Here is a 19,040-nt window from a genome sequence, read left to right on the forward strand (position 1 = left end):
GGACGGACGGGCGGGCGGCCGGACGGGCGGACGGACGGGCGGACGGACGGACGGACGGACCGGCCTCCCGCGCGACGGCGGGAGGCCGGTCCGGACGCACCCCGGTGACGGCCTCAGCCGCAGAGCACCGGGGTGGCGTGGGCCGGGTCGAGCGCGTTGGTGACCAGGTGCAGCGCAGTCGGCGCGAAGGCGACGGCCACGTGCTCGGCGAGCGACAGCGGGCAGTGCGCCTGGACCACCTCGTTGTCCACGGCCGCCGCACCGGCGCCGCCCGCCCCGTCCAGGAACTGGCTCCGGTAGGGCGTGACGACCTCGTCGTAGACCGTGGAGATCACGGTGTAGCGCACACCCGGGACGGTGTCCGGCCTGGTGGCCATCCGCCGGTTGAAGTCGGAGCCGACCGCCTGGTCCCGGCAGGCCGCGCAGGCCGTGTAGATCAGTTCGGCGACGCGCGGGAAGTACGGGGCGAGATTGGTGATGCCGTCCAGCGTGGTGCCGTGGTTGGACGGCGCGAGGGCGACCAGCTTGCCGACCTTGGCCGCGCCGCCGAGGAACTTCAGGTAGTAGTTCGGCAGCATGCCGCCCTGCGAGTGGCCGACGAGGTCGACCTCGGCCGCGCCGGTCGCGCCGCGCACCAGGTCGACGAAGCGCCCGAGCTGGGCCGCCGAGTCGGTGACCGGGGCGAGCCCGCCGATCGGCAGCAGCAGCCCGCTGCCGGAGGAGGTGATGCCGGGGACCGTGCCGTAGTCCAGGGCGAAGACGCAGTAGCCCAGGCTCTTCAGCAGCGGCGAGAGCACCAGCCAGTTCTCGTACCGGTTGGCGAAGGTCCCGTGCACCAGGACCACCGGGTTCGGATGGGCGGCACTCGGCCGGCAGTTCCAGTCGTTGGCGCCGGGCGGCGAGGCCACCGTGTCGCCGTCGGGCGGGAGTTCGCCCGCGGCGGCCGGTACGGAGGCAGCGGCGGCGGACGCGGTGGGGATCGCGGTGGGGGTCGCGTCCGCCGCCCGGGCCACGCCGGCGGGACCGCCGGCGAGCAGTGCGCCGGCCAGCAGCGCCGCACCGGCAGACCCAAGAAGCCTGCGGCGCAACGGCCTTGCGGCGGAGCGGAGAAGTGGGGTTCTCAACGGTTGCCTCCGGAGCGGAAGTTTGTTACCAACAGGTAACCCGAGTGCCTCCATCCTGCGGTCGCCCCTCCGACCTGGGTCTCGGGCAGCTTCCAGACCTCGACGGAGTTCTCTGTGACCGGTCACAATTCACCCCCCACCGAAACCGGTTGGCGGATCCCGGTGATCGGCGGCACCGCCGCCGACCAGCGTCTGCTGAGCGCCGTGCCCGAGTTGGCCGAGGCCCTGGTCGCCGCGCTGCTGGACCGGGTACCCGCCTACCGACGCTTCCCCCGCGAACTGGCCACCGGCGAACTGGTCCCGGTCGCCGCGCGCCGGATCCGCGCCCTCGCCCATGCCGTCCGCACCGGACTCCCGGCCCCCGAGGGCGAGTTCGCCGCCGTCCGGGAGGCCGCCGCCCGGCGCGCCGAGGAGGGTGTGCCACTGGACGCCGTCCTGTTCGCCCACCATCTCGGCATGGAGGTCTGCTGGGAGCTGATCACCCGGCACGCCGACGACGGCGACGCGGCCGACCTGCTGCTGCTCAACCGGCTGATGCTCAACCACCTGCGCCGGGCCGCCGCCGCGACCTGCGCCGGATACCTGGCGGAGGGCCGCGGCGACGCCGACGAACGGCGGGCCGCCCGAGGAGCCCTGGTCACCGCACTGCTGGACGGCGCGCCCGCCGAGGCCGAGGCGGCGGCCGGCCGGGCCGGGACCGTCCTGCCGCCCGCGTACGCGGTGCTGCGCCTCGCCGTCGCCGAACACCCCGACGAGCGCTCGCCCGACGTCGACCGGGCCGTGGCGGGGCACCGCAAGCTGCGCCGGCTGCGCACCGAACTCGACCACGCCACCCGGCAGTCGGCGCTGTCGGCGCTCACCGCCGGCGGCGGTGTGGTGCTGGTCCCGCTGGAGCACGACCCCGAGGCCGTGCCCGAACAGGCCTGGGAGCGGCTGGCCGAGACCCTGCGGCGGCTCGCCCGCGCGGCCGGCGTCACCGTCCGGGCGGGCGGGGCGGCCTCGGCGCCCGCCGAGGTCCCGGCGGCGGCCGCGCTCGCGGCGGAGGTCCTCGAGGTGGCCCTGGCCGTCGGCCGGGCACCCGGCCTGCACCGGCTGGACGACCTGCTGGTCGAGTACCAGCTCAGCCGGCCCAGCCGGGCCCGCTCGCGACTCGCCGCACTGCTCGCCCCGCTGGACGGCGCGGGCGAGCTGCTCACCACGCTGCGGGTCCACCTCGCCGGGGGTCTCAGCAGACGCCACACGGCCCAGGTGCTCCATCTGCACCCCAACACCGTGGACTACCGGCTCCGCCGGATCGCCGCCCGCACCGGCCTGGACCCCACCCGGCCGGCCGACCTGCCCCGGATCACGGCCGCCCTCGCCGCCCGCGACGCCGAACGGGCCGCCGCGGGGCACACCCCGGGCGCCCGGACCGTCCCCTGACCCCGGACCGTTGCTCAGCCCCGGACCGTTGCTCAGCCCCGAACCGTTTCCCGACCCCGGCCCTTCCAGTCCTCGACCAGCAGGCCGAGCAGCACCTCGTCCAGGAACTCGCCCATCACCCACGCGGAGGAGCGCAGCACGCCCTCCCGGACGAAGCCGTTGCCCTCGGCGGCGCGGAGCATCGCGGCGTTGTCCGCGAGGGTCTCGACCTGCAGCCGCCGCAGACCGCGCACGACGAAGCCGTAGTGGCACAGCAGCGAGACCACCTCGCTGCCGTGACCCCGGCCGCGGGCGGAGGGCCTCAGCCCGAGCCCGAGGTGCGCGAGGCGGTTGTGGTTGTCGATGCCCCACAGGCTCGCGCTGCCGAGGAGCGCGCCGCTGCCCAGCTCCACCACGGAGAACGGCACGACCGCGTCGTCCACGCGGTCCAGTGAGAGCCGGGACTCCTTCGCTCCGGGCGGGATCGGCCGCCACGGCGCGCTCTCGGCCCGCGAGGAGTTGGCCACGTCGTCGTGGAGCTCGGTCAGCAGGACCGGGATGTCGTCCTCGTGCCGGGCCCGCAGCCCGATCTTCTCGCCTCGAAGCATGCGAGTTTCCTATCCGACGCCGCGCAACGGCGGCAACCGAATTGTCCGGCGCGGTCAGACCTCGGACTCGCCGGGCAGCCGCAGGTCCCAGCCGGCCAGCGCCCGCAGCTGTGCGGCGGTCATGTCGTCCGGGAGCGGCCGCGGCGGTTCGTTGCGGAACGGCGGCTGCCAGCCCTCCTCCCGCGTCCAGCGGCGGACGGCCTTGGCGGGCGCACCCGCCACCACCGTGTGGTCGGGCACCTCGCCGCGCACCACCGAACCGGCCGCGACGACCACGTTGCGGCCCAGCCGGGCGCCGGGGAGGATCACCGCTCCGGTGCCGATCCAGCTCCCGGAGCCGATCTCCACCGGCTCGTTGCGCGGCCACTGCTTGCCGATCGGCAGGTCCGTCGCCCGGTACTCGTGCGCCTGGTCGGATATGTAGACGCCGGGGCCGGTCCACACGTCGTCGCCCAGCACGATCGACTGGTGGCCGACGATGTGGCTGTCCCGGCCGATCACGCAGCCGCCGCCGATCCGCACGATCGGCTCGGGCCCGAGATCCAGGCCGGGGAGGAAGCCCGCGCAGATGGTCACCCGTTCGCCGATGATCGAGAACGGGCCGATGGTGATCCACTGCTCGTTGAAGACCGCGCCGAGCGGGAAGCTCAGCTTCGTCCCCGCGCCGAGCTCGCCGAAGCGGTACGGTCCGGGGTTCTCGCTGGAGACCGAACCGGCCCGCTGCACCCACTGCCAGCCCCGGTGGACGAGCCGACCCGCAACGCGCCGGCCGCCGGCCCGGGTGGCGCTGAACAGGGAACGCGTGATCGACATGCGCTCACGTTACCGGTCCGTACGGTCCGCCCGGCGCCGAGGCGGCCAAGGTCACACGAGCCCGTCGCCCGCCCGGCCCCGCTCCACCCCGTCACCGCCGGTGGCCCGCCGCACAGCGTCCCCCGTCACCGTCGGCGGCCCGCCGCGCACCGCCCCCACAACATTTCCGCCGCCCGTCCATGGGAACACGCGTCCGATTGCCGCCGGTGCTGCCAGAATCCCGATCATGGAGATCACCGCACACATCGACGCCCTGCGCCGCGAAGGCGGCCTGCTCGCGGACGCCGCCGCCCGCACCGACCTCGACGCCGCCGTCCCGACCTGCCCGGAGTGGCGGTTGCGGGACCTCGTCCTGCACACCGGCCATGTGCACCGCTGGGCCACCACCCACCTCCGGGACGGCCGGCCGACGCCGATGGACGAGGCGAGCCAGCAGGCGATCTGGGCGGAGGAGCCGGACGACGCCGTCCTGATCGACTGGTTCCGCGCGGGCCACGGCGCACTGGTCGACACGCTCCTCGCCGCCCCCGCCGACCTGGACTGCTGGACCTTCCTGCCGACGGCCCCGAGCCCGCTCGCGTTCTGGGCCCGCCGGCAGGCGCACGAGACGGCCGTGCACCGGATCGACGCCGACGCGGCCGCCGGCGCCGAGGGACCGGAGACCGCACCCGGGCTCGCGCTCGACGGCATCGACGAACTGCTGCGCGGCTTCCTCGCCCGCGACCGCTCCCGGCTGCGCACCGAGCGGCCGCGCACCGTCCAGATCAGCACCACCGACGGGCCCGGCCGCTGGCTGGCGACCGTCAGCACGGACCCGCTGTCCGTCGAGCTCACCGAGGCCCCGGCCGACCTGACCCTCACCGGCCCGGCCCGGGACCTCTACCTGCTGCTCTGGAACCGGCTGCCCGCCGGGACCGGGCGGGTCGAGCACGCGGGCGACGAGGCGCTGCTCGAGCTCTGGCGCGAGACCGCCACCATCGGCTGAGCCGACCTCACGGGTCGGAACACCTAACGCACCCAGCGTGCGGGCCGCTTCTCCAGGAACGACCGCATGCCCTCCTGGGCCTCCTCGGAGCCGAACAGCCGCGCCGACAGCTCGACCAGCTCGTCGGCGTCCCGCTCGAAGGAGCGCACCACCTCGGCGTTGGCGAGCCGCTTGGAGTGCGCGAGGCCCTGCGGCGAACCCAGCCGCAGGGCGTCCAGCAGTTCCTTGAGCGCGACCTCGGCCGCCTCCGGCGCGTCGGCCGCCCGGGTGATCAGACCGATCCGGGCGGCCTCGGCCGCGTCGAACACCTCACCGGTCAGGTAGTACCGGGAGGCTGCGCGCGGGTCCAGCTTGGGGCGCAGCGGCAGCGAGATCACGGCCGGCGCGAGCCCGAGCCTGACCTCGGTGAACGCGAAGGTGGCGGCCGGTCCGGCGATCGCCAGATCGGCCGCGCCCACCAGCCCCAGCCCGCCGGCCCGGACGTGCCCGTCGATGACGGCGATCACCGGCTTGGCGCAGTCGACGATCGCCCGCTGGAGGTCGACCAGCCCGCGCGGCCCGACCGTCGGGTCCGCCCCGGTCGCCTCGGAGAGGTCCGCCCCGGCGCAGAACACCTTGCCCGCGTGCGTCAGCACCACCGCGCGCACCTCCGGGTCGGCGGCCGCCCCGGCCAGTCCGGCGGTCAGCTCGGCCATCAGCCGGCGGGAGAGCGCGTTGCGGTTGTGCGGCGAGTCGAGGGTCAGCGTGGTGACGGCGTCCTCGGTGGCGATCCGGACGAAGGGCGCTTCACTGGTCATCGGTACGGTCCTGCTTTCCGGCTGAGGGTGGGTCGGAACGGGGCCGCGACCACGGGTGGGCGGCGGCGCCCGGACGACTCTGACATGCCCACCCTCCGCTCGGCCAGGCCCTCCGCCCCCGCCGGCCACCACCGTCACCGTTCAGAGCCCGGAAGTGTCCAGGTCGAGGTCGAACGGCTCCGGCAGCCGGACCGGCGTCCCGAAGGGGTGCGGCCCGTCCTCGACGGCGTAGCCGAGCCGCGTCGGCCCGCTGAAGAGCGTGCAGGCGCGGTGCTGCCGGTCGACCAGGAGGTACAGCGGTGCGCCGTACTGACCGTACCGGCGACGCTTCACCGTCCGGTCCGTCTCCCCGTTCGAGGGCGAGGTGACCTCGACCACGAGCAGCGTCCGATCGGGAAGGAGCGCGCCCTCCGTCTTCGCCGCCAGGTCCGCCGGGACCACCGCGAGATCGGGGACGAACCGGTTCTCCGATCCGGGCAGGTCGAGATCGCCGGATCCCGCCACCAGACCCAGCGCGTCCAGGCACGGCGTCAGTTGCCCGCGGACGGCCCCGGCGGCGCTCTCGCATGCCCAGGTCCGCGACACCGGGGTGACGACGCCCTCGACGATCTCGGTGCGGTCGTGCTCGGTGTGCTGGACCGCGTGCTTCGGTGCCCGTACGGGATCCGCCACCGCGCTGTGGTCGTCGGGGAGTCGGGGTGCCGTGCCCACGAAGCGCTCACCATTCCTGACGGTCGCTCTCGTCACGCCGGGTGCGTGTCGAGGACACCCTCCGTGAAAGCCGTGGTGCGGTGATCGGCTGTCGACCACGATGGGCGCATGACCACGGAATCACAGCCCACCGACACCGGCCTCACCCACATCACCGAGCCGCCCGGCGTCGCTCCCGGTACCGGCTACACCCAGGTGGTGACGGCCACCGGGCGGCTGGTGGCGGTGTCGGGGCAGGTCGCCTTCGACGAGCAGCGGCGGCTGGTCGGGCCGGGCGACCCCGGGGCGCAGGCGCGGCAGGTCTTCGAGAACCTGCGGCGCTGCCTGGCGGCGGCGGGTGCGGACTTCTCCCACGTCGTCAAGCTGACGTACTTCCTCACCGACATCGCGCACCTGCCCGCCGTCCGGGAGGCACGGGACGAGGCGCTCGGCGATCTGCCGCTGCCGGCCGGCTCGGCGATGCAGGTGGCGGCGCTGTTCCTGCCGGAGGTGCTGATCGAGATCGAGGCCTTCGCGGTGGTCCCGGAGTAGCCCGGGCCGCACCCGACGCGTCACACCGGAACCGCGCCCCGCCGCCGCGCCCACCGGACGGCGGGGCCCATCGCGAGACCCGCGCCGGCGAGCAGCGCGCCGAGGGCGGCCCAGCCCGCCAGGCCGTGGCCGATGACGGCGGTCGAGACGACGGCCGGGCCGATCATCAGCGCGGCGGACATGCCCGCGTTGAAGACGCCCTGGTAGGCGCCGTGCGCACGCTCGTCGGCCAGGTCGTAGCTGAGCGCCCAGGTGCCGGCCTGACTCAGGACCTCGCCGCCCGCCTGGAGGGCCACGCCGACCAGGACCACCACGGCGGCGAGCGCGGCGGGCACGCCGTGGGCGAGGCCGAGGACCAGGCAGGAGGCGGCCAGGACCAGCCCCGCGCGTCCGCAGGCGCGGGCGGCGGCGACCGGGTGCTCGGTGCCCCGGGTGGCGGGGACCTGGAACGCGATGACCAGCAGGGTGTTGACGATCAGGGTGCCGGCCACGGTGATCCGGGGCGCGTCGGTCTGCTGGACGATCCACAGCGGCACCCCGACCTCCAGCATCGCGAACTGCAGGGCGAGCACCGAACCGAGCGCGGTCACCACCAGGAACGGTCCGTCCCGCAGCGCCGGGTTGCGCCGCCCGCCCCCGGGCGCGCCCTCCTCGACGGCCTTGCTCGCCCCGACCGCGTCACCCGACGCGGCACCCGACCCGGCACCCGACCACCCGCGCACCCGCAGCCGCTGGAACAGCACCGCGACGGCCAGGTACGAGGCGGCGTCCGCCAGGATCGCCGTCAGGTAGCCGGCCCGCGAGTCCACCTGGAGCGCGATCGCGCCGACCGCGGTGCCGAGGCACAAGCCGACGTTGGTCACCACCCGCAGGTAGGCCCGGCCCGCGACCCGCTTGTCGGCGGGCAGCACCTCCGCGTACAGGGCGTTGCGGACGGCGGCCGAACCCCGGTCGGCGGCGGAGACCAGGCAGGCGAGCGCCACGAACGCCGGGTAGCCGTCCACCAGGGTGTACCCGGCGGTGCCGAGACCGGTGAGGGCGACCAGCGCGACCAGGACCGGCCGGGCCCCCCAGCGGTCGGCGGCGCGCCCGGCGGGGACGCTGGCGAGCACCCCGCAGAGCCCGGCGGCGGTGAGCGCGATACCGAGCCGACCGGCGCTCAGGCCGAGGAAGCGGGTGAAGAACAGCACGCCGACGGAGAGCGAGAGACCGCTGCCGACCGTGTTGAGCAGGGTGATCCGGGCGAGCCGTCGCACCGTCGGGTCGGGGTGCAGCAGGCGCGACACCCAGGACCCGGGGGACGCCCCGGAGGTGGGGGACGCCCCGGCCCCGGGGGACGCCCCGGAGGTGGGGGACGCCCCGGCCCCGGGGGACGCCCCGGAGGCGGGCGGATCGGAGGCGGGCGGATCGGAGCTCGGCGCGGCGGTCGCCGCCGGTGGGGTGGTCATGCGCACGATCACACCCCGGCACCGCCGCTCAGCAGTACTGATTTAGGCTGGCACCGAATCCGGCAGCGCACCGGCGGCGCGCACCGGGCCGCGGGGCGACCGGAGGACGCCGACGACGGGGAAGGACCGCCGTGCACCGCTTCAAGCTCGGTCTGGCCGACCTCGCCACCACCTGGTTCGCCTGCTCCCCCCTCCAGGAGACCGCACTCAGCCTGCGGATGTGGACTCACCCCGGCTACTACCGGCTCCAGTCCGCCGCCTTCGAGCGACTGCGTCCCTCCTTCGCACGGCTGGATTCCGCACTGCTGCTCTCCCTGGTCGCCGCGAACCGCTGGATCCCGGACTTCCTGACGCCCCGGCCGACCACCCCGTGGCCGGACTTCCGCACCGAGCTGGCCGCCGTCCGGGCGCTTCCTCCGGAGCAGCTGCGCCCGGAACTGGAGCAGACCTTCCTGCCGCACCAGCGAGCGCTGCCCCCGCTGCTCGCGGCGGGCCTGGCAGACCCGGCCCGGCTGCTGGCACGGATCGCCGACGCCCTGGAGGAGTACTGGGAGTCCTGCCTGGCGCCGGGCTGGTGGCCGCAGGCCAGGGCGGTGCTGGAGTCGGACCTGGTCTACCGCTCCCGAGTGCTGGCGCAGCAGGGCGCGGCGGCGCTGTTCGCCGACCTGGACCACCGGCTGCGCTGGACGGACGGGGTGCTGGCGGTCGACCGCCGCTGGAAGGAGTGGGACAGCGACATCACGGTGAACGGGCGTGGACTGGTCCTGGTGCCGACCTTCTTCGCCCGGGGCGCGGTCACGATGATCAGCAACGACCGGCCGCCGCAGATCAGTTACCCGGCCCGGGGGCAGGCGGGGATGGCCACTCCGCCGTCACCGGTGAGCCCGCGGGCGCTGGAGCAGCTGCTCGGCGGACCGAAGGCCCGGCTGCTCGCGCTGCTCGCCGAGCCGGCCAGCACCACCGACCTCGCCTACCGGCTGGGGGTGACGCCGGGCACGGTCAGCCAGCACCTGGCGGTGCTGCACGGGACCGGGCTGCTGACCCGGGCGCGGCACGGCCGTTCGGTGCTGTACAGCCGCAGCCCGCTCGGCGACGAGCTCTCCGGCCACCCGCGCCGCGGCTGAGGACAGGCCGCGACCAGCGCCCTCAACTCGCCAGTGGTACAGACCTGTTGACGCATTGGTCCAGTCCTCCTACAGTGCCTCCAGGCTGCGTCCCCCACGACGCGGACACCGGTCGACCACGCACCGCCCCCACCACCCGACCGGGCACCACCGCACCACACCCGGCACCACCCGGCTTCGTCCGGCTTCACCCGGCACCATCGGGTTTCACCCGGCTTCACCCGGCACCACCGGGCTCCATCCGCACGGTCCTGCGTCACCCTGTCCAACCCCCACAGTCACAGGGAGAACCATGTCCGTCCGATCACGCGCGCGCCGGGACCAGGCGCGCCGCACCCGCCGCAAACTGCTGGCGCTGCTCTCCGTCCTGCTCCTCCCGATCGCCGCGATCACCGCCCTGGCGACCCCCGCCAACGCGGCCGGCAAGCTCACCGCCGCCTTCACCACCGAGAACAACGGCTCCTGGTGGAAGGGCACTTACATCGTCCGCAACGACAACGCGGCCGCCGTCAACGGCTGGACCCTGGAGTTCGACCTCCCGGCCGGGGTCACCATTCAGAACAGCTACAACGGGACCGCGACGGTCAACGGCCGGCACATCACCGCCGTCGCCGCGTTCTACAACGCCAACGTCCCCGCGGGGAAGACCACCGAGCCGTACAGCTTCTGGTTCGTCGCCAACGGCCCGGTCGGCACACCCACCGGCTGCCGCATCAACGGCGACAAGTGCGACGGCAGTTCGGACGTCCTGCCGTCCGCGCCGGGTACCCCGACGGTGACCGACGCGACGGCCCACACGCTCGCGCTGAAGTGGCCCGCCGCGACCGGCGGCGACTTCCCGGTGGCCTCCTACGACGTGCTGAACGGCAGCACCGTGGTCGGCGGGAGCACCACCACCGACGCCGTGGTCACCAACCTCACCCCGGCGACGAGTTACACCCTGACCGTCCGCGCCAAGGACAGCCGCGGCAACCTCGGCCCGGCGAGCGCGCCGGTCACCGCCTCCACCTTCGACCCGGCGACCGACCCGACGCCGCCCACCGCGCCCACCAACCTCCGCACCACCGCGGTGGGTTCGAGCGACGTGACACTCGCCTGGAACGCCGCCACCGACAACCTCAAGGTCGCCGCGTACGACGTCTACCAGGACGGCGTCCTGGTCCGCACGGTCACCGGCTCCACCCTGACCGCCGCCGTCGGCAGCCTCTCCCCGTCCACCTCCTACACCTTCACCGTCAAGGCCAGGGACGGCGCGGACAACGCCTCGCCCGCCACCGCGCCGCTGAAGGTCACCACCTCCGACCTGGTCGGCGCCGGGAAGTACGCCCGGGTCGGCTACTTCACCCAGTGGGGCATCTACGGCCGCCAGTACTTCGTCAAGAACCTCGACACCTCGGGCAGCGCGGCCAAGCTCGACGTCATCAACTACGCCTTCGAGAACATCGACCCGGTCAACCTGACCTGCATGGCGGGCGTCACCAAGGGCACCACCGCCAACCCGCAGGACCCGGACCAGGGCACCGGCGCGGGCGACGCCGACGCCGACTACGCCCGCCCGATGAGCGCCGCCCAGTCGGTCGACGGCGTGGCGGACGACGGCTGGGGCAAACTGCGCGGCAACTTCAACCAGTTGAAGAAGCTCAAGGCGAAGTACCCGAACCTGAAGGTCGTCGTCTCGCTGGGCGGCTGGACGTACTCCAAGTACTTCTCCGACGCGGCGGCCACCGACGCCTCCCGGCAGAAGCTGGTCAAGTCCTGCCTCGACGTGTGGATCAAGGGCAACCTGCCGGTCTACAACGGCGCGGGCGGCGACGGCGTCGCGGCCGGCATCTTCGACGGCATCGACCTCGACTGGGAGTGGCCCGGCTCGCCCGACGGCCACGCCGGCAACCACTACAGCGCCAACGACAAGGCCAACCTGACCCTGCTGCTGGCCGAGTTCCGCAAGCAGCTGGACGCGCTGGGCGGCTCGCACAAGCTGCTGACCGCCTTCACCCCGGCCGACCCGGTGAAGATCAACCAGGGCTGGGACCTCTCGAAGATCTTCAACTACCTCGACATCGCCAACGTCCAGGGCTACGACTTCCACGGCGCCGGCAGCGACAACTCCTGGGAGCCCAACCGCACCGGCCACCAGGGCAACCTCTACCAGGACGCCCAGGACCCGTACGCCACCCACTTCAGCGTCGACGCGGCGGTCAAGCCGTACCTCGACGCCGGGGTCAACCCGCGCAAGCTCACCATCGGCCTGGCGTTCTACGGCCGGGGCTGGCAGGGCGTCGCCGACGGCGGCGTCAAGGGCGAGTGGCAGAGCGCGACCGGCGCCGCCCCCGGCCAGTTCGCCGAGGAGGCCGGCACCCGCGGGTACAACAACCTGATCACCACCTTCCCCAACCTCGCCGTCTACCACGACGAACAGTCGGTCGCCACGTACGGCTACACCGGCGCCGGCGGCCAGTGGTGGACCTTCGACGACGCCTGGTCGATCGGCAAGAAGACGGCCTACCTGAAATCCAAGGGCCTGCTCGGCGCGATGATCTGGGAAATGACCGGCGACACCCCCGGCGGCACCCTGATCACGGCGATCGACAACGGCCTCAAGTAGCAGCACGGGAAGCGGAAGGGGCCGGTCCGGCGGACCGGCCCCTTCTCGCGTACTCCCTTGCACGACAACGATCTTGATGTCTCATCATGTTCCAGAAACAGACACGAGACACGTAGGACAGAAGGCGGTACGCTGATTTCCGCAGGACCTCTCCACCCTGACCCAGGACCGGTCAGGGACCGGTCCACGACCTCCGCACGGAGGTCCGATCCGGGGAGGGAAAATGAGGAAGCGCTTGTTGCCGCCCGGCGGCTTGCGTGGCATGACCCGTTCGACGGGACGACGCCTCTACGAGGCCGGCCAGGCCACCGGAACATGGCTGGGCTCCCCGAGAGGCCGAACCACCGTCCGAGTCGCGGTCGAACTCCTGAAGCTCTGTGCGCGCTTCAAGGGGATCGACACCGATTCTCACGGTGGCGACCCCCTCGAGCGGTGAGGTGAACACGGGCCCGCCCTGCAGATTGGACCCTCGGGGCGGGTTCGTGGTACTCAGCTCTCCACCATACGCACACGGCCGCGCCGGCGCCAAGGCCGGAGTTGTCCCGGATGACACGGCGAGCCGTTGCGGGACAACCAGGTTTGTTCGAGAGGACGGAGGACAACGTCATGGCGGAGGAGACACGTCGTCCCGGCCGACCGTGGAACACACCTGCGCAGGGCTCATCGGTCGAGAGCACCGAACTCGCCCAGTTCCTGCGCCAGCTGGTCAACGAACGCGGCATCAGCATCCGGCAGCTGCAGGGCGAACTGGACCACCAGGGCATCTCGCACAGCGTCTCCACGATCGCCCGCAGGCTGGGCGGGGACAACCTGGAACACGACTGGGACTTCATCCTGGCCGTCGTCGAGGCCACCACCGAGGACCCGTCGCTCCGGGGGGCACGGAGGCGGAAAGCGCACGGGCTCATGCGTGCGGCGCTGGACAGCCCGACGCCGATGCCCCAGGACGCCGAGACCGCGAAGGACCTGGAGCGGTTGCGGACCGACCACGACGTGGTCGCCAACGGCACCGTCAACGTCATCGCCGGGGGCGTGATCCACGGCGCCGTGAACATCACGCTCCACCAGTACGCCACCCCCGACGACGCGGCGGCCGCCCGCCTCCAGCAGCAGCTCCTGACAGCGCGTGAGGAGATCGCCGACCTGCGCGGTCTCCTCACGGAAGCCCGGCGGCGGAGCCAGGAACTCGCCGAGGAACTGCACCGCCAGCGGTCCGCACTCGACGCGGCCGTACGTCAGCTGGACGGGGCACCGGAGCACGTCCGGACCATCGTGCGTCAGATCCTGCCGCCCGAGTCACAGCCGTAGCCGCTCAGGGACACCCCTGAAGGGCGGGTCCGGAGGCGCTCCGGGCCCGCCCTGGAACCAGGCGAGGACCTCAGCGCGAGGCCAGGGCCGCGAGGCGGCGGGCCGAGCGGTACTGGCGGATCACCTGGGCGAAGGTGGTGTGCCCCTGGGTGGTGCGGGCGAAGGCCCGCCAGGCCGGGTCGACCAGGCAGACCGCCGCGTGGAACAGGTAGGGCCGGCGCTCGAAGGCGGTCAGCATCTGCTTGCCGGCCCGCATCTCCACCCCGAGACCGGCCTTGATCGCGAAGGCGTAGTTCAGCGCCTCCCGCCGCACCTCCGCGGCCGTGCCCGCCTCGGCCACCTTTACCGCCCACTCCCCGGCCAGCCGGCCCGAGCGCAGCGCGTAGGAGATGCCCTCCCGGGTCCACGGCTCCAGCAGCCCGGCCGCGTCCCCGGCGACCAGCACCCGGCCGCGGGACAGCGGCGAGTCCTCGGCCCGGCAGCGGGTCAGGTGACCGGACTCGACGCTCGGCCGGAACCCCGCGAGGCCCAGCTGCCTGATGTAGTCAGCCAGGTACTGCTTGGTCCGCTCGCCGTCCCCGCGGGCCGAGATCACCCCGACGGTCAGGCTGCCGGACTCGGTCTTCGGGAACACCCAGCCGTAACTGCCGGGCAGCGGACCCCAGTCGAGGTGGATCCGGCCCGCCCAGGCGGCGGCCACCTCCGCCGGGACGGGGATCTCCGCCTCCAGACCGAGGTCGATCTGGTCGAAGGAGACACCCACGTGCCGGCCGATCCGGCTCGCGCTGCCGTCCGCGCCGACCACCGCACGGGCCTCGAAGCTGCGCCCGTCCGCGGCCGTGACCAGCGCCGTACGGTGCTCGCCGCCGCGCTGCTCGACCCCGGTGACGGTCACTCCGGTGACCAGCACCGCACCGGCCTGCTTGGCCGCCTGCACCAGACGCAGGTCGAACTCGTCCCGGTTGACCAGGCCGAACAGCATCCGCTTGGAACGCCGGGTCCGGGTGAACCGGCCGCCATACGCGAAGGTGACGGCGTGCACCCGGTCCTGGAGCGGCAGCCGGAAGTCCGGCGGCAGGCTGTCCCGGGACGGGCCGATGATGCCGCCGCCGCAGGTCTTGTACCGGGGATGCTCGACCTTGTCGAGCAGCAGCACCCGCCGGCCCTGGGCGGCGGCGGCGTGCGCGGCGGACGAGCCGGCCGGTCCGGCACCGACCACGACGACGTCCCAGACGCCGTCCAGCGGGTCCAGCGGGTCCGGCCCGGCGGCCTCGGCGTCGAGCGGGCTACGAGAATCGGGGCTTCCGGAGTCAGTCACAGGCAGCAATCCTATGCGGCCGCCCCCGCCGACGTCGGCCGCACCGCACCGAACGCGCGAACGAATCACGGCCGTACCGGCCCGCACCGGCCGCGCGGACGGTCCCGGGCGCCCGTGCCGGGCACCGCTCCCCCCGGGGCCGTCCGTTCGTGTCCGCCTATGATCGGCGTCATCCCCCGTCAACGCCGTTCGCCCGAAGCACCCCCCGGACGGACCACCCCTACCCGGAGCACACCCAATGCCGCAGCAGCCCCTGGCCGACGCCGTCCGGTCCCTGATGGACCGCGCCCGCACCGATCTCGCCGAACTGGTCGCCTTCCGCTCGGTCGCCGATCCGCGTCAGTTCCCGGTCGAGGAGTGCGAGAAGGCCGCCCGCTGGGTCGCCGACGCCTTCGCCGCCGAAGGCCTGACCGGTGTCCGACTGCTCGACACCCCGGACGGCACCCAGTCCGTCTACGCCGAGCTGCCCGGCCCGGCCGGCGCCCCGACCGTCCTGCTCTACTCGCACTACGACGTCCAGCCGCCGCTGGCCGAGGACGAGTGGCTGAGCCCGGCCTTCGAGCTGACCGAGCGCGACGGCCGCTGGTTCGGGCGCGGCGCCGCCGACTGCAAGGGCAACATCCTGATGCACCTGACGGCCCTTCGGGCGCTGCGTCGGACGGACGGCGGCTACCCGGTCGGGCTGAAGATCATCGTCGAGGGCTCGGAGGAGCAGGGCACCGGCGGCCTGGAGCGGTACGCCGAGGCCCACCCCGAGCTGCTCGCCGCCGACGCCATCGTGATCGGCGACACCGGCAACTTCGCGGCCGGCCTGCCCACCGTCACCGCCTCGCTGCGCGGCATGACCGTGGTCGACGTGTCGGTGCGCACCCTCGCGGGCAACCTGCACTCCGGCGCGTTCGGCGGCGCCGCACCGGACGCCCTCCAGGCCCTGGTCAAGGTGCTCGCCTCGCTGCACGACGAGCACGGCGACGTCGCCGTGGCCGGCCTGACCACCGATCAGACCTGGACCGGCGTGCAGTACCCGGACGAGCAGTTCCGCGCCGACGCCAAGGTGCTGGACGGGGTCGCGCTCACCGGCACCGGCACCGTCGCCGACCGGCTGTGGGCCCGCCCCTCGGTCACCGTCCTCGGCATCGACGCCCCGCCGGTGGTCGGCGCCACCTCCTCCGTGCAGTCCTTCGCCAAGGCCTCGGTCAGCCTGCGCGTCCCCCCGGGCACCGACACCGGCGCCGCCCAGGAGGCGCTGGTCGCCCACCTGGAGGCCCAGGTGCCGTTCGGCGCGAAGGTCACCGTCGAGCGCCAGGGCAACGGTTCCCCGTTCCTCGCCGACACCTCCGGTCCGGCCTACGAGGCGATGGGCGAGGCGATGGCCGAGGCCTTCGGCACCCCGATGGTCGCCTCCGGCGAGGGCGGCTCGATCCCGCTCTGCAACACGCTGCGCACGCTCTACCCGGAGGCCGAGATCGTGCTGATCGGCGTCGAGGAGCCGACCACCCAGATCCACGCGGTCAACGAGAGCGTCGACCCGCTGGAGCTGGAGCGGATGGCCCTCGCCGAGGCGCTCTTCCTGCGCCGCTACGCCGAGCCGCGTTCGGTCTGACCCCGCTCCGGCCGGACTCCGCCGGTCCCAGGGTTCGCGGGCCGCGCCGTCCACCACGACGGCGCGGCCCGCGTCACGTCCGCATCGCGCGCCACGGGCCGGCGTCCCGCACCAATGGCCGGAGCCACGCCCGACGGGCCGTCTCCGCACGCCTGCTGCGCGCTGCCGCACGCCCGCGCGTCCCGGGGTCGCCGCGCCCCGCTCACACTCCCCGCACCACCCCGTTCCTCCCGTGCGCCGTCGGCTACCACCTCCGCGCCGCCCCTACCCCGGCCGCCCCGGCCGTCCGGTCCGCACCACCGCGGACCCCCGTCACCGCGGCCCGGGCCAGCGCCCACCCGACCGCGCCGACCGCGAGCCCGGCCCCCGCCCCGAAACACAGCTCCCCCACCAGCCCGCGCCGCAGCGGAACGAGCCGGTGCACCACCCCCGCCGCGGTGGCCGCGCCCAGTACCACCGCGCCCGCCCGCCGGGCCCGGCCGGACAGCTCGACGGCCGGCCGGACCGGCTCCACCGAGCGGGCCGCCCGCACCGCGTATCCCGCCACGGCCGCCAGCGCGGGCGCCGAGGTGCCGTACTGCAGCACCTCGCACAGCGGCGGCCCGCCCGCGACCGGCCGCCCCAGCACCGGGAACAGCCGGACCCCGGCCCGGTCGTGGTGGGTGAAGGCGTCCCAGCCGACGTGGCTCGCCGCGCCGACCGCCGCCGAGGCCGCGAACCAGGCGAGGTCCGCCCCGGTCGGCCGCCCCCGACCGACCCGGCGGACCGTCAGCGCCTCGGCCGCGCCGGACCACGGTGGCGGCAGCAGCGCGACCAGCGGCCCGCGCACCAGCCCGTGCCAGCCCGCCACCAGCCCGGCCGCGAGCGCCACGTCCACCGTCGGCACCCCCCACCAACGGTGGGTCACCCCGCCGTACCGGTACACCCCGGGCAGCAGCGACTCGGCGAAGAACGGCACGTCCGGCGCCATCGAACCGGCGACCAGCGCGGACGCGACCAGCGGCCCGCGCTCCCCCGCCAGGCGCAGCAGGGGCAGGACGGCGGCCGGGTGACTCAGGGTGAACGGCATGGCCCCATCCTGCCGCTCCCGGTCACGGCCGCCGCACCCGCCCCGCACGGCTCGCCCGGGCCCCACCGCCACCGCCGCCGCGCCCACGGGGACCACGGATCGAACGCCGGAGCGGCCGGCCCGGCCGAGGACGCCGGACCGACCGCTCCACCGACCCGGCACCCCGGGCCGCCCCGGTGCCCGGGCCCGAGCCCCGGACCGCTCAGGCCGCGTCCGCCGTCGACGCCAGCCCCACCCCCGCCCGCCGCCCGGCCTCCAGGTAGCGCAGCTCACCGCAGCGGCGGGCGTCCAGCGCCGCGGCGAGCCGCCGGTACCGCCCGGGCGGCAGCAGTCCGGAGGCCTCCTCCAGGCTGACGAAGCGCCAGCTGCGCAGCTCGTCCTGCTGGAGCAGCAGCCCCTGCCGGGCGTTCGCGTCCAGCAGGCCGCCGTCGTAGACCAGGCGCAGCCCGCCCCGGCGCGGACCGGTGCGCGGCTCCCAGTCGACGGCGAGCAGTCGCAGCGCGGCCGGGTCCAGCCGGACGCCGAGTTCCTCGGCGGTCTCCCGCAGCGCGGCGTCGGTCGGCGCCTCACCGCGTTCGACAACCCCGCCGGGGAACTCCCAGTCCGGCTTGTAGACCGGGTCGACGAGCAGCACCCGGTCCTGCTCGTCGAAGAACAGGACGGCGGCGGCCACGGTGTCCCCGGTGGGATCGGGGCTCTGGACGATCGGGCAGCGGGCCGACCCGTCGCCCACCAGCTGCGCGAGCCTGGTGGCGGTCTCGCGCGGGGTGAGTCCGGAGGTGTCGACGAGCCGGGCGTCCCGGCGCAGCCAGCGGCGGGCGGCGAGGTAGCGGGGCACGTGCTCCAGGCACCACTGCCGGATCCGTTCGCTGCGTTCGGGGTCCTCGGGCACCTCCTCCCGCTGGGCAATGCGCGCACGCAGGATCGTTTCTTCAGGATCCAGGACGAGGTGGTGCACCGCGATGCCGTTGGAGGCCAGTGAGCCGAAGATCTCGTCCCGGTAGTCCTCCCGCAGCAGCGTCATCGGGACCACCAGCGGCCCGGGCACCTCGCCGAGCAGCGCCGCCGCCGTCTCGGGGACGAGCCGTCGCCAGGCCGGCAGGTCCTGGAAGTCCGACACCGCCGCCATCCGGTCGGCCGGCAGCATCGCCCGCAGGCCGAAGCCGACCAGCTCGGGATCGAACAGCATGCTGCCGGGCAGCTGCTCCACCAACTCGCGGCAGGCGCTCGTCTTGCCCGCCCCGAACGTGCCATTGACCCAGACGATCACTAACGTCCCCTGTTTCTCGACCTCCCCCGGTGCCGTTCGCACCGGGCGGCGCCCCCGTCAGCCGAACCAGCGCCACCCGAGGTGGTACCCGCGCCGTGCCGTTCCCCATACCTCCACGTCGGCCCGGCTCATGGCGGTTCCCGGTTCCGTTTGACAGCGGCATGTGCCCAGGTCAGAGGCCCTACCACAGGACCGGTACAACCCTCGCCGCGCCGGAGCGCGCACCCCTGGACACCGGAGTCCGACACCATGGCGCACGCCCCCTCCGCACCTCGTACGCCCCACCGTCCGTATACCCCGCGGCCCGTACACCCACCGTCCGTGC

The 19,040-nt window shown here is 74.2% G+C and carries 16 protein-coding genes; 7 read left to right on the forward strand and 9 right to left on the reverse strand.

Annotated elements, in window-relative coordinates:
• Window positions 1–113: 113 nt before the first annotated feature.
• Entirely contained in the window at window positions 114–1,037 is a 924-nt protein-coding gene (locus BLU95_RS08170) for an esterase/lipase family protein (protein WP_400754362.1), read from the reverse strand.
• 201 nt (window positions 1,038–1,238) lie between these two features.
• Here BLU95_RS08170 and BLU95_RS08175 point away from each other — a divergent pair, with 201 nt between their 5' ends.
• Window positions 1,239–2,546: a PucR family transcriptional regulator gene (locus BLU95_RS08175; protein ID WP_093859401.1), complete on the forward strand. Its 1,308-nt coding sequence runs from the start codon at window positions 1,239–1,241 to the stop codon at window positions 2,544–2,546.
• 32 nt (window positions 2,547–2,578) lie between these two features.
• Here BLU95_RS08175 and BLU95_RS08180 read toward each other — a convergent pair whose 3' ends face one another.
• Window positions 2,579–3,133, reverse strand: coding sequence for a GNAT family N-acetyltransferase (locus BLU95_RS08180; RefSeq protein ID WP_093859402.1), 555 nt, complete (start codon window positions 3,131–3,133; stop codon window positions 2,579–2,581).
• A 54-nt stretch (window positions 3,134–3,187) separates the two neighbouring features.
• On the reverse strand, window positions 3,188–3,946 hold the full coding sequence (locus BLU95_RS08185; protein WP_093859403.1) for an acyltransferase: 759 nt from the start codon (window positions 3,944–3,946) through the stop codon (window positions 3,188–3,190).
• A gap of 226 nt (window positions 3,947–4,172) precedes the next feature.
• Between BLU95_RS08185 and BLU95_RS08190 the strand changes: the two genes are divergently transcribed.
• Window positions 4,173–4,931, forward strand: coding sequence for a maleylpyruvate isomerase family mycothiol-dependent enzyme (locus BLU95_RS08190; protein WP_093859404.1), 759 nt, complete (start codon window positions 4,173–4,175; stop codon window positions 4,929–4,931).
• Window positions 4,932–4,954: 23 nt separating this feature from the next.
• Here BLU95_RS08190 and BLU95_RS08195 read toward each other — a convergent pair whose 3' ends face one another.
• Window positions 4,955–5,728: an enoyl-CoA hydratase family protein gene (locus tag BLU95_RS08195; protein WP_093859405.1), complete on the reverse strand. Its 774-nt coding sequence runs from the start codon at window positions 5,726–5,728 to the stop codon at window positions 4,955–4,957.
• Between the two features lie 141 nt (window positions 5,729–5,869).
• Entirely contained in the window at window positions 5,870–6,439 is a 570-nt protein-coding gene (locus BLU95_RS08200) for a Uma2 family endonuclease (protein WP_173862017.1), read from the reverse strand.
• Window positions 6,440–6,547: 108 nt separating this feature from the next.
• Here BLU95_RS08200 and BLU95_RS08205 point away from each other — a divergent pair, with 108 nt between their 5' ends.
• Window positions 6,548–6,970 carry a RidA family protein gene (locus BLU95_RS08205; RefSeq protein WP_093859406.1) on the forward strand — a complete coding sequence of 141 codons (423 nt, stop codon included), beginning with the start codon at window positions 6,548–6,550 and terminating at the stop codon, window positions 6,968–6,970.
• Window positions 6,971–6,990: 20 nt separating this feature from the next.
• On the opposite strand, the gene BLU95_RS08210 is transcribed toward BLU95_RS08205, so the two are convergent.
• Complete coding sequence (locus BLU95_RS08210) at window positions 6,991–8,418, reverse strand: MFS transporter (RefSeq protein ID WP_159424823.1); 1,428 nt, start codon at window positions 8,416–8,418, stop codon at window positions 6,991–6,993.
• Between the two features lie 131 nt (window positions 8,419–8,549).
• On the opposite strand from BLU95_RS08210, the gene BLU95_RS08220 reads away from it, so the two are divergent.
• The 3 genes from BLU95_RS08220 (at window position 8,550) to BLU95_RS08230 (ending at window position 13,455) form a co-directional block, all read left to right on the forward strand.
• Complete coding sequence (locus tag BLU95_RS08220; protein WP_093859409.1) at window positions 8,550–9,542, forward strand: ArsR/SmtB family transcription factor; 993 nt, start codon at window positions 8,550–8,552, stop codon at window positions 9,540–9,542.
• Between the two features lie 292 nt (window positions 9,543–9,834).
• Window positions 9,835–12,147 (forward strand): glycosyl hydrolase family 18 protein, encoded by a 2,313-nt coding sequence (locus BLU95_RS08225; protein WP_093859410.1) that lies wholly within the window; start codon window positions 9,835–9,837, stop codon window positions 12,145–12,147.
• Between the two features lie 606 nt (window positions 12,148–12,753).
• Window positions 12,754–13,455 carry a hypothetical protein gene (locus BLU95_RS08230; protein ID WP_093859411.1) on the forward strand — a complete coding sequence of 234 codons (702 nt, stop codon included), beginning with the start codon at window positions 12,754–12,756 and terminating at the stop codon, window positions 13,453–13,455.
• A gap of 70 nt (window positions 13,456–13,525) precedes the next feature.
• Here the strand turns inward: BLU95_RS08230 and BLU95_RS08235 are convergent, their stop codons facing one another.
• A complete protein-coding gene (locus tag BLU95_RS08235; RefSeq protein ID WP_093859412.1) occupies window positions 13,526–14,773 on the reverse strand; it encodes a geranylgeranyl reductase family protein in 1,248 nt (415 codons plus the stop codon).
• Between the two features lie 238 nt (window positions 14,774–15,011).
• Between BLU95_RS08235 and BLU95_RS08240 the strand changes: the two genes are divergently transcribed.
• Window positions 15,012–16,376: a dipeptidase gene (locus BLU95_RS08240; protein ID WP_093859413.1), complete on the forward strand. Its 1,365-nt coding sequence runs from the start codon at window positions 15,012–15,014 to the stop codon at window positions 16,374–16,376.
• A 244-nt stretch (window positions 16,377–16,620) separates the two neighbouring features.
• On the opposite strand, the gene BLU95_RS08245 is transcribed toward BLU95_RS08240, so the two are convergent.
• A complete protein-coding gene (locus tag BLU95_RS08245; protein WP_093859414.1) occupies window positions 16,621–17,445 on the reverse strand; it encodes a DUF4184 family protein in 825 nt (274 codons plus the stop codon).
• A 202-nt stretch (window positions 17,446–17,647) separates the two neighbouring features.
• Entirely contained in the window at window positions 17,648–18,715 is a 1,068-nt protein-coding gene (locus BLU95_RS08250) for an NUDIX hydrolase (protein WP_093859415.1), read from the reverse strand.
• Between the last annotated feature and the right edge of the window lie 325 nt (window positions 18,716–19,040).

It is taken from the genome of Streptomyces sp. TLI_053 (genome assembly GCF_900105395.1).
Taxonomy (GTDB): Bacteria; Actinomycetota; Actinomycetes; order Streptomycetales; family Streptomycetaceae; genus Kitasatospora.

Bases quoted from the DNA above. Each gene is read 5' to 3' on its own strand.
- BLU95_RS08210 (WP_159424823.1), bottom strand. From the start codon at position 8,418: ATGACCACCCCACCGGCGGCGACCGCCGCGCCGAGCTCCGATCCGCCC.
- BLU95_RS08230 (WP_093859411.1), top strand. From the start codon at position 12,754: ATGGCGGAGGAGACACGTCGTCCCGGCCGACCGTGGAACACACCTGCG.
- BLU95_RS08180 (WP_093859402.1), bottom strand. From the start codon at position 3,133: ATGCTTCGAGGCGAGAAGATCGGGCTGCGGGCCCGGCACGAGGACGAC.
- BLU95_RS08205 (WP_093859406.1), top strand. From the start codon at position 6,548: ATGACCACGGAATCACAGCCCACCGACACCGGCCTCACCCACATCACC.
- BLU95_RS08245 (WP_093859414.1), bottom strand. From the start codon at position 17,445: ATGCCGTTCACCCTGAGTCACCCGGCCGCCGTCCTGCCCCTGCTGCGC.
- BLU95_RS08190 (WP_093859404.1), top strand. From the start codon at position 4,173: ATGGAGATCACCGCACACATCGACGCCCTGCGCCGCGAAGGCGGCCTG.
- BLU95_RS08225 (WP_093859410.1), top strand. From the start codon at position 9,835: ATGTCCGTCCGATCACGCGCGCGCCGGGACCAGGCGCGCCGCACCCGC.
- BLU95_RS08240 (WP_093859413.1), top strand. From the start codon at position 15,012: ATGCCGCAGCAGCCCCTGGCCGACGCCGTCCGGTCCCTGATGGACCGC.
- BLU95_RS08195 (WP_093859405.1), bottom strand. From the start codon at position 5,728: ATGACCAGTGAAGCGCCCTTCGTCCGGATCGCCACCGAGGACGCCGTC.
- BLU95_RS08185 (WP_093859403.1), bottom strand. From the start codon at position 3,946: ATGTCGATCACGCGTTCCCTGTTCAGCGCCACCCGGGCCGGCGGCCGG.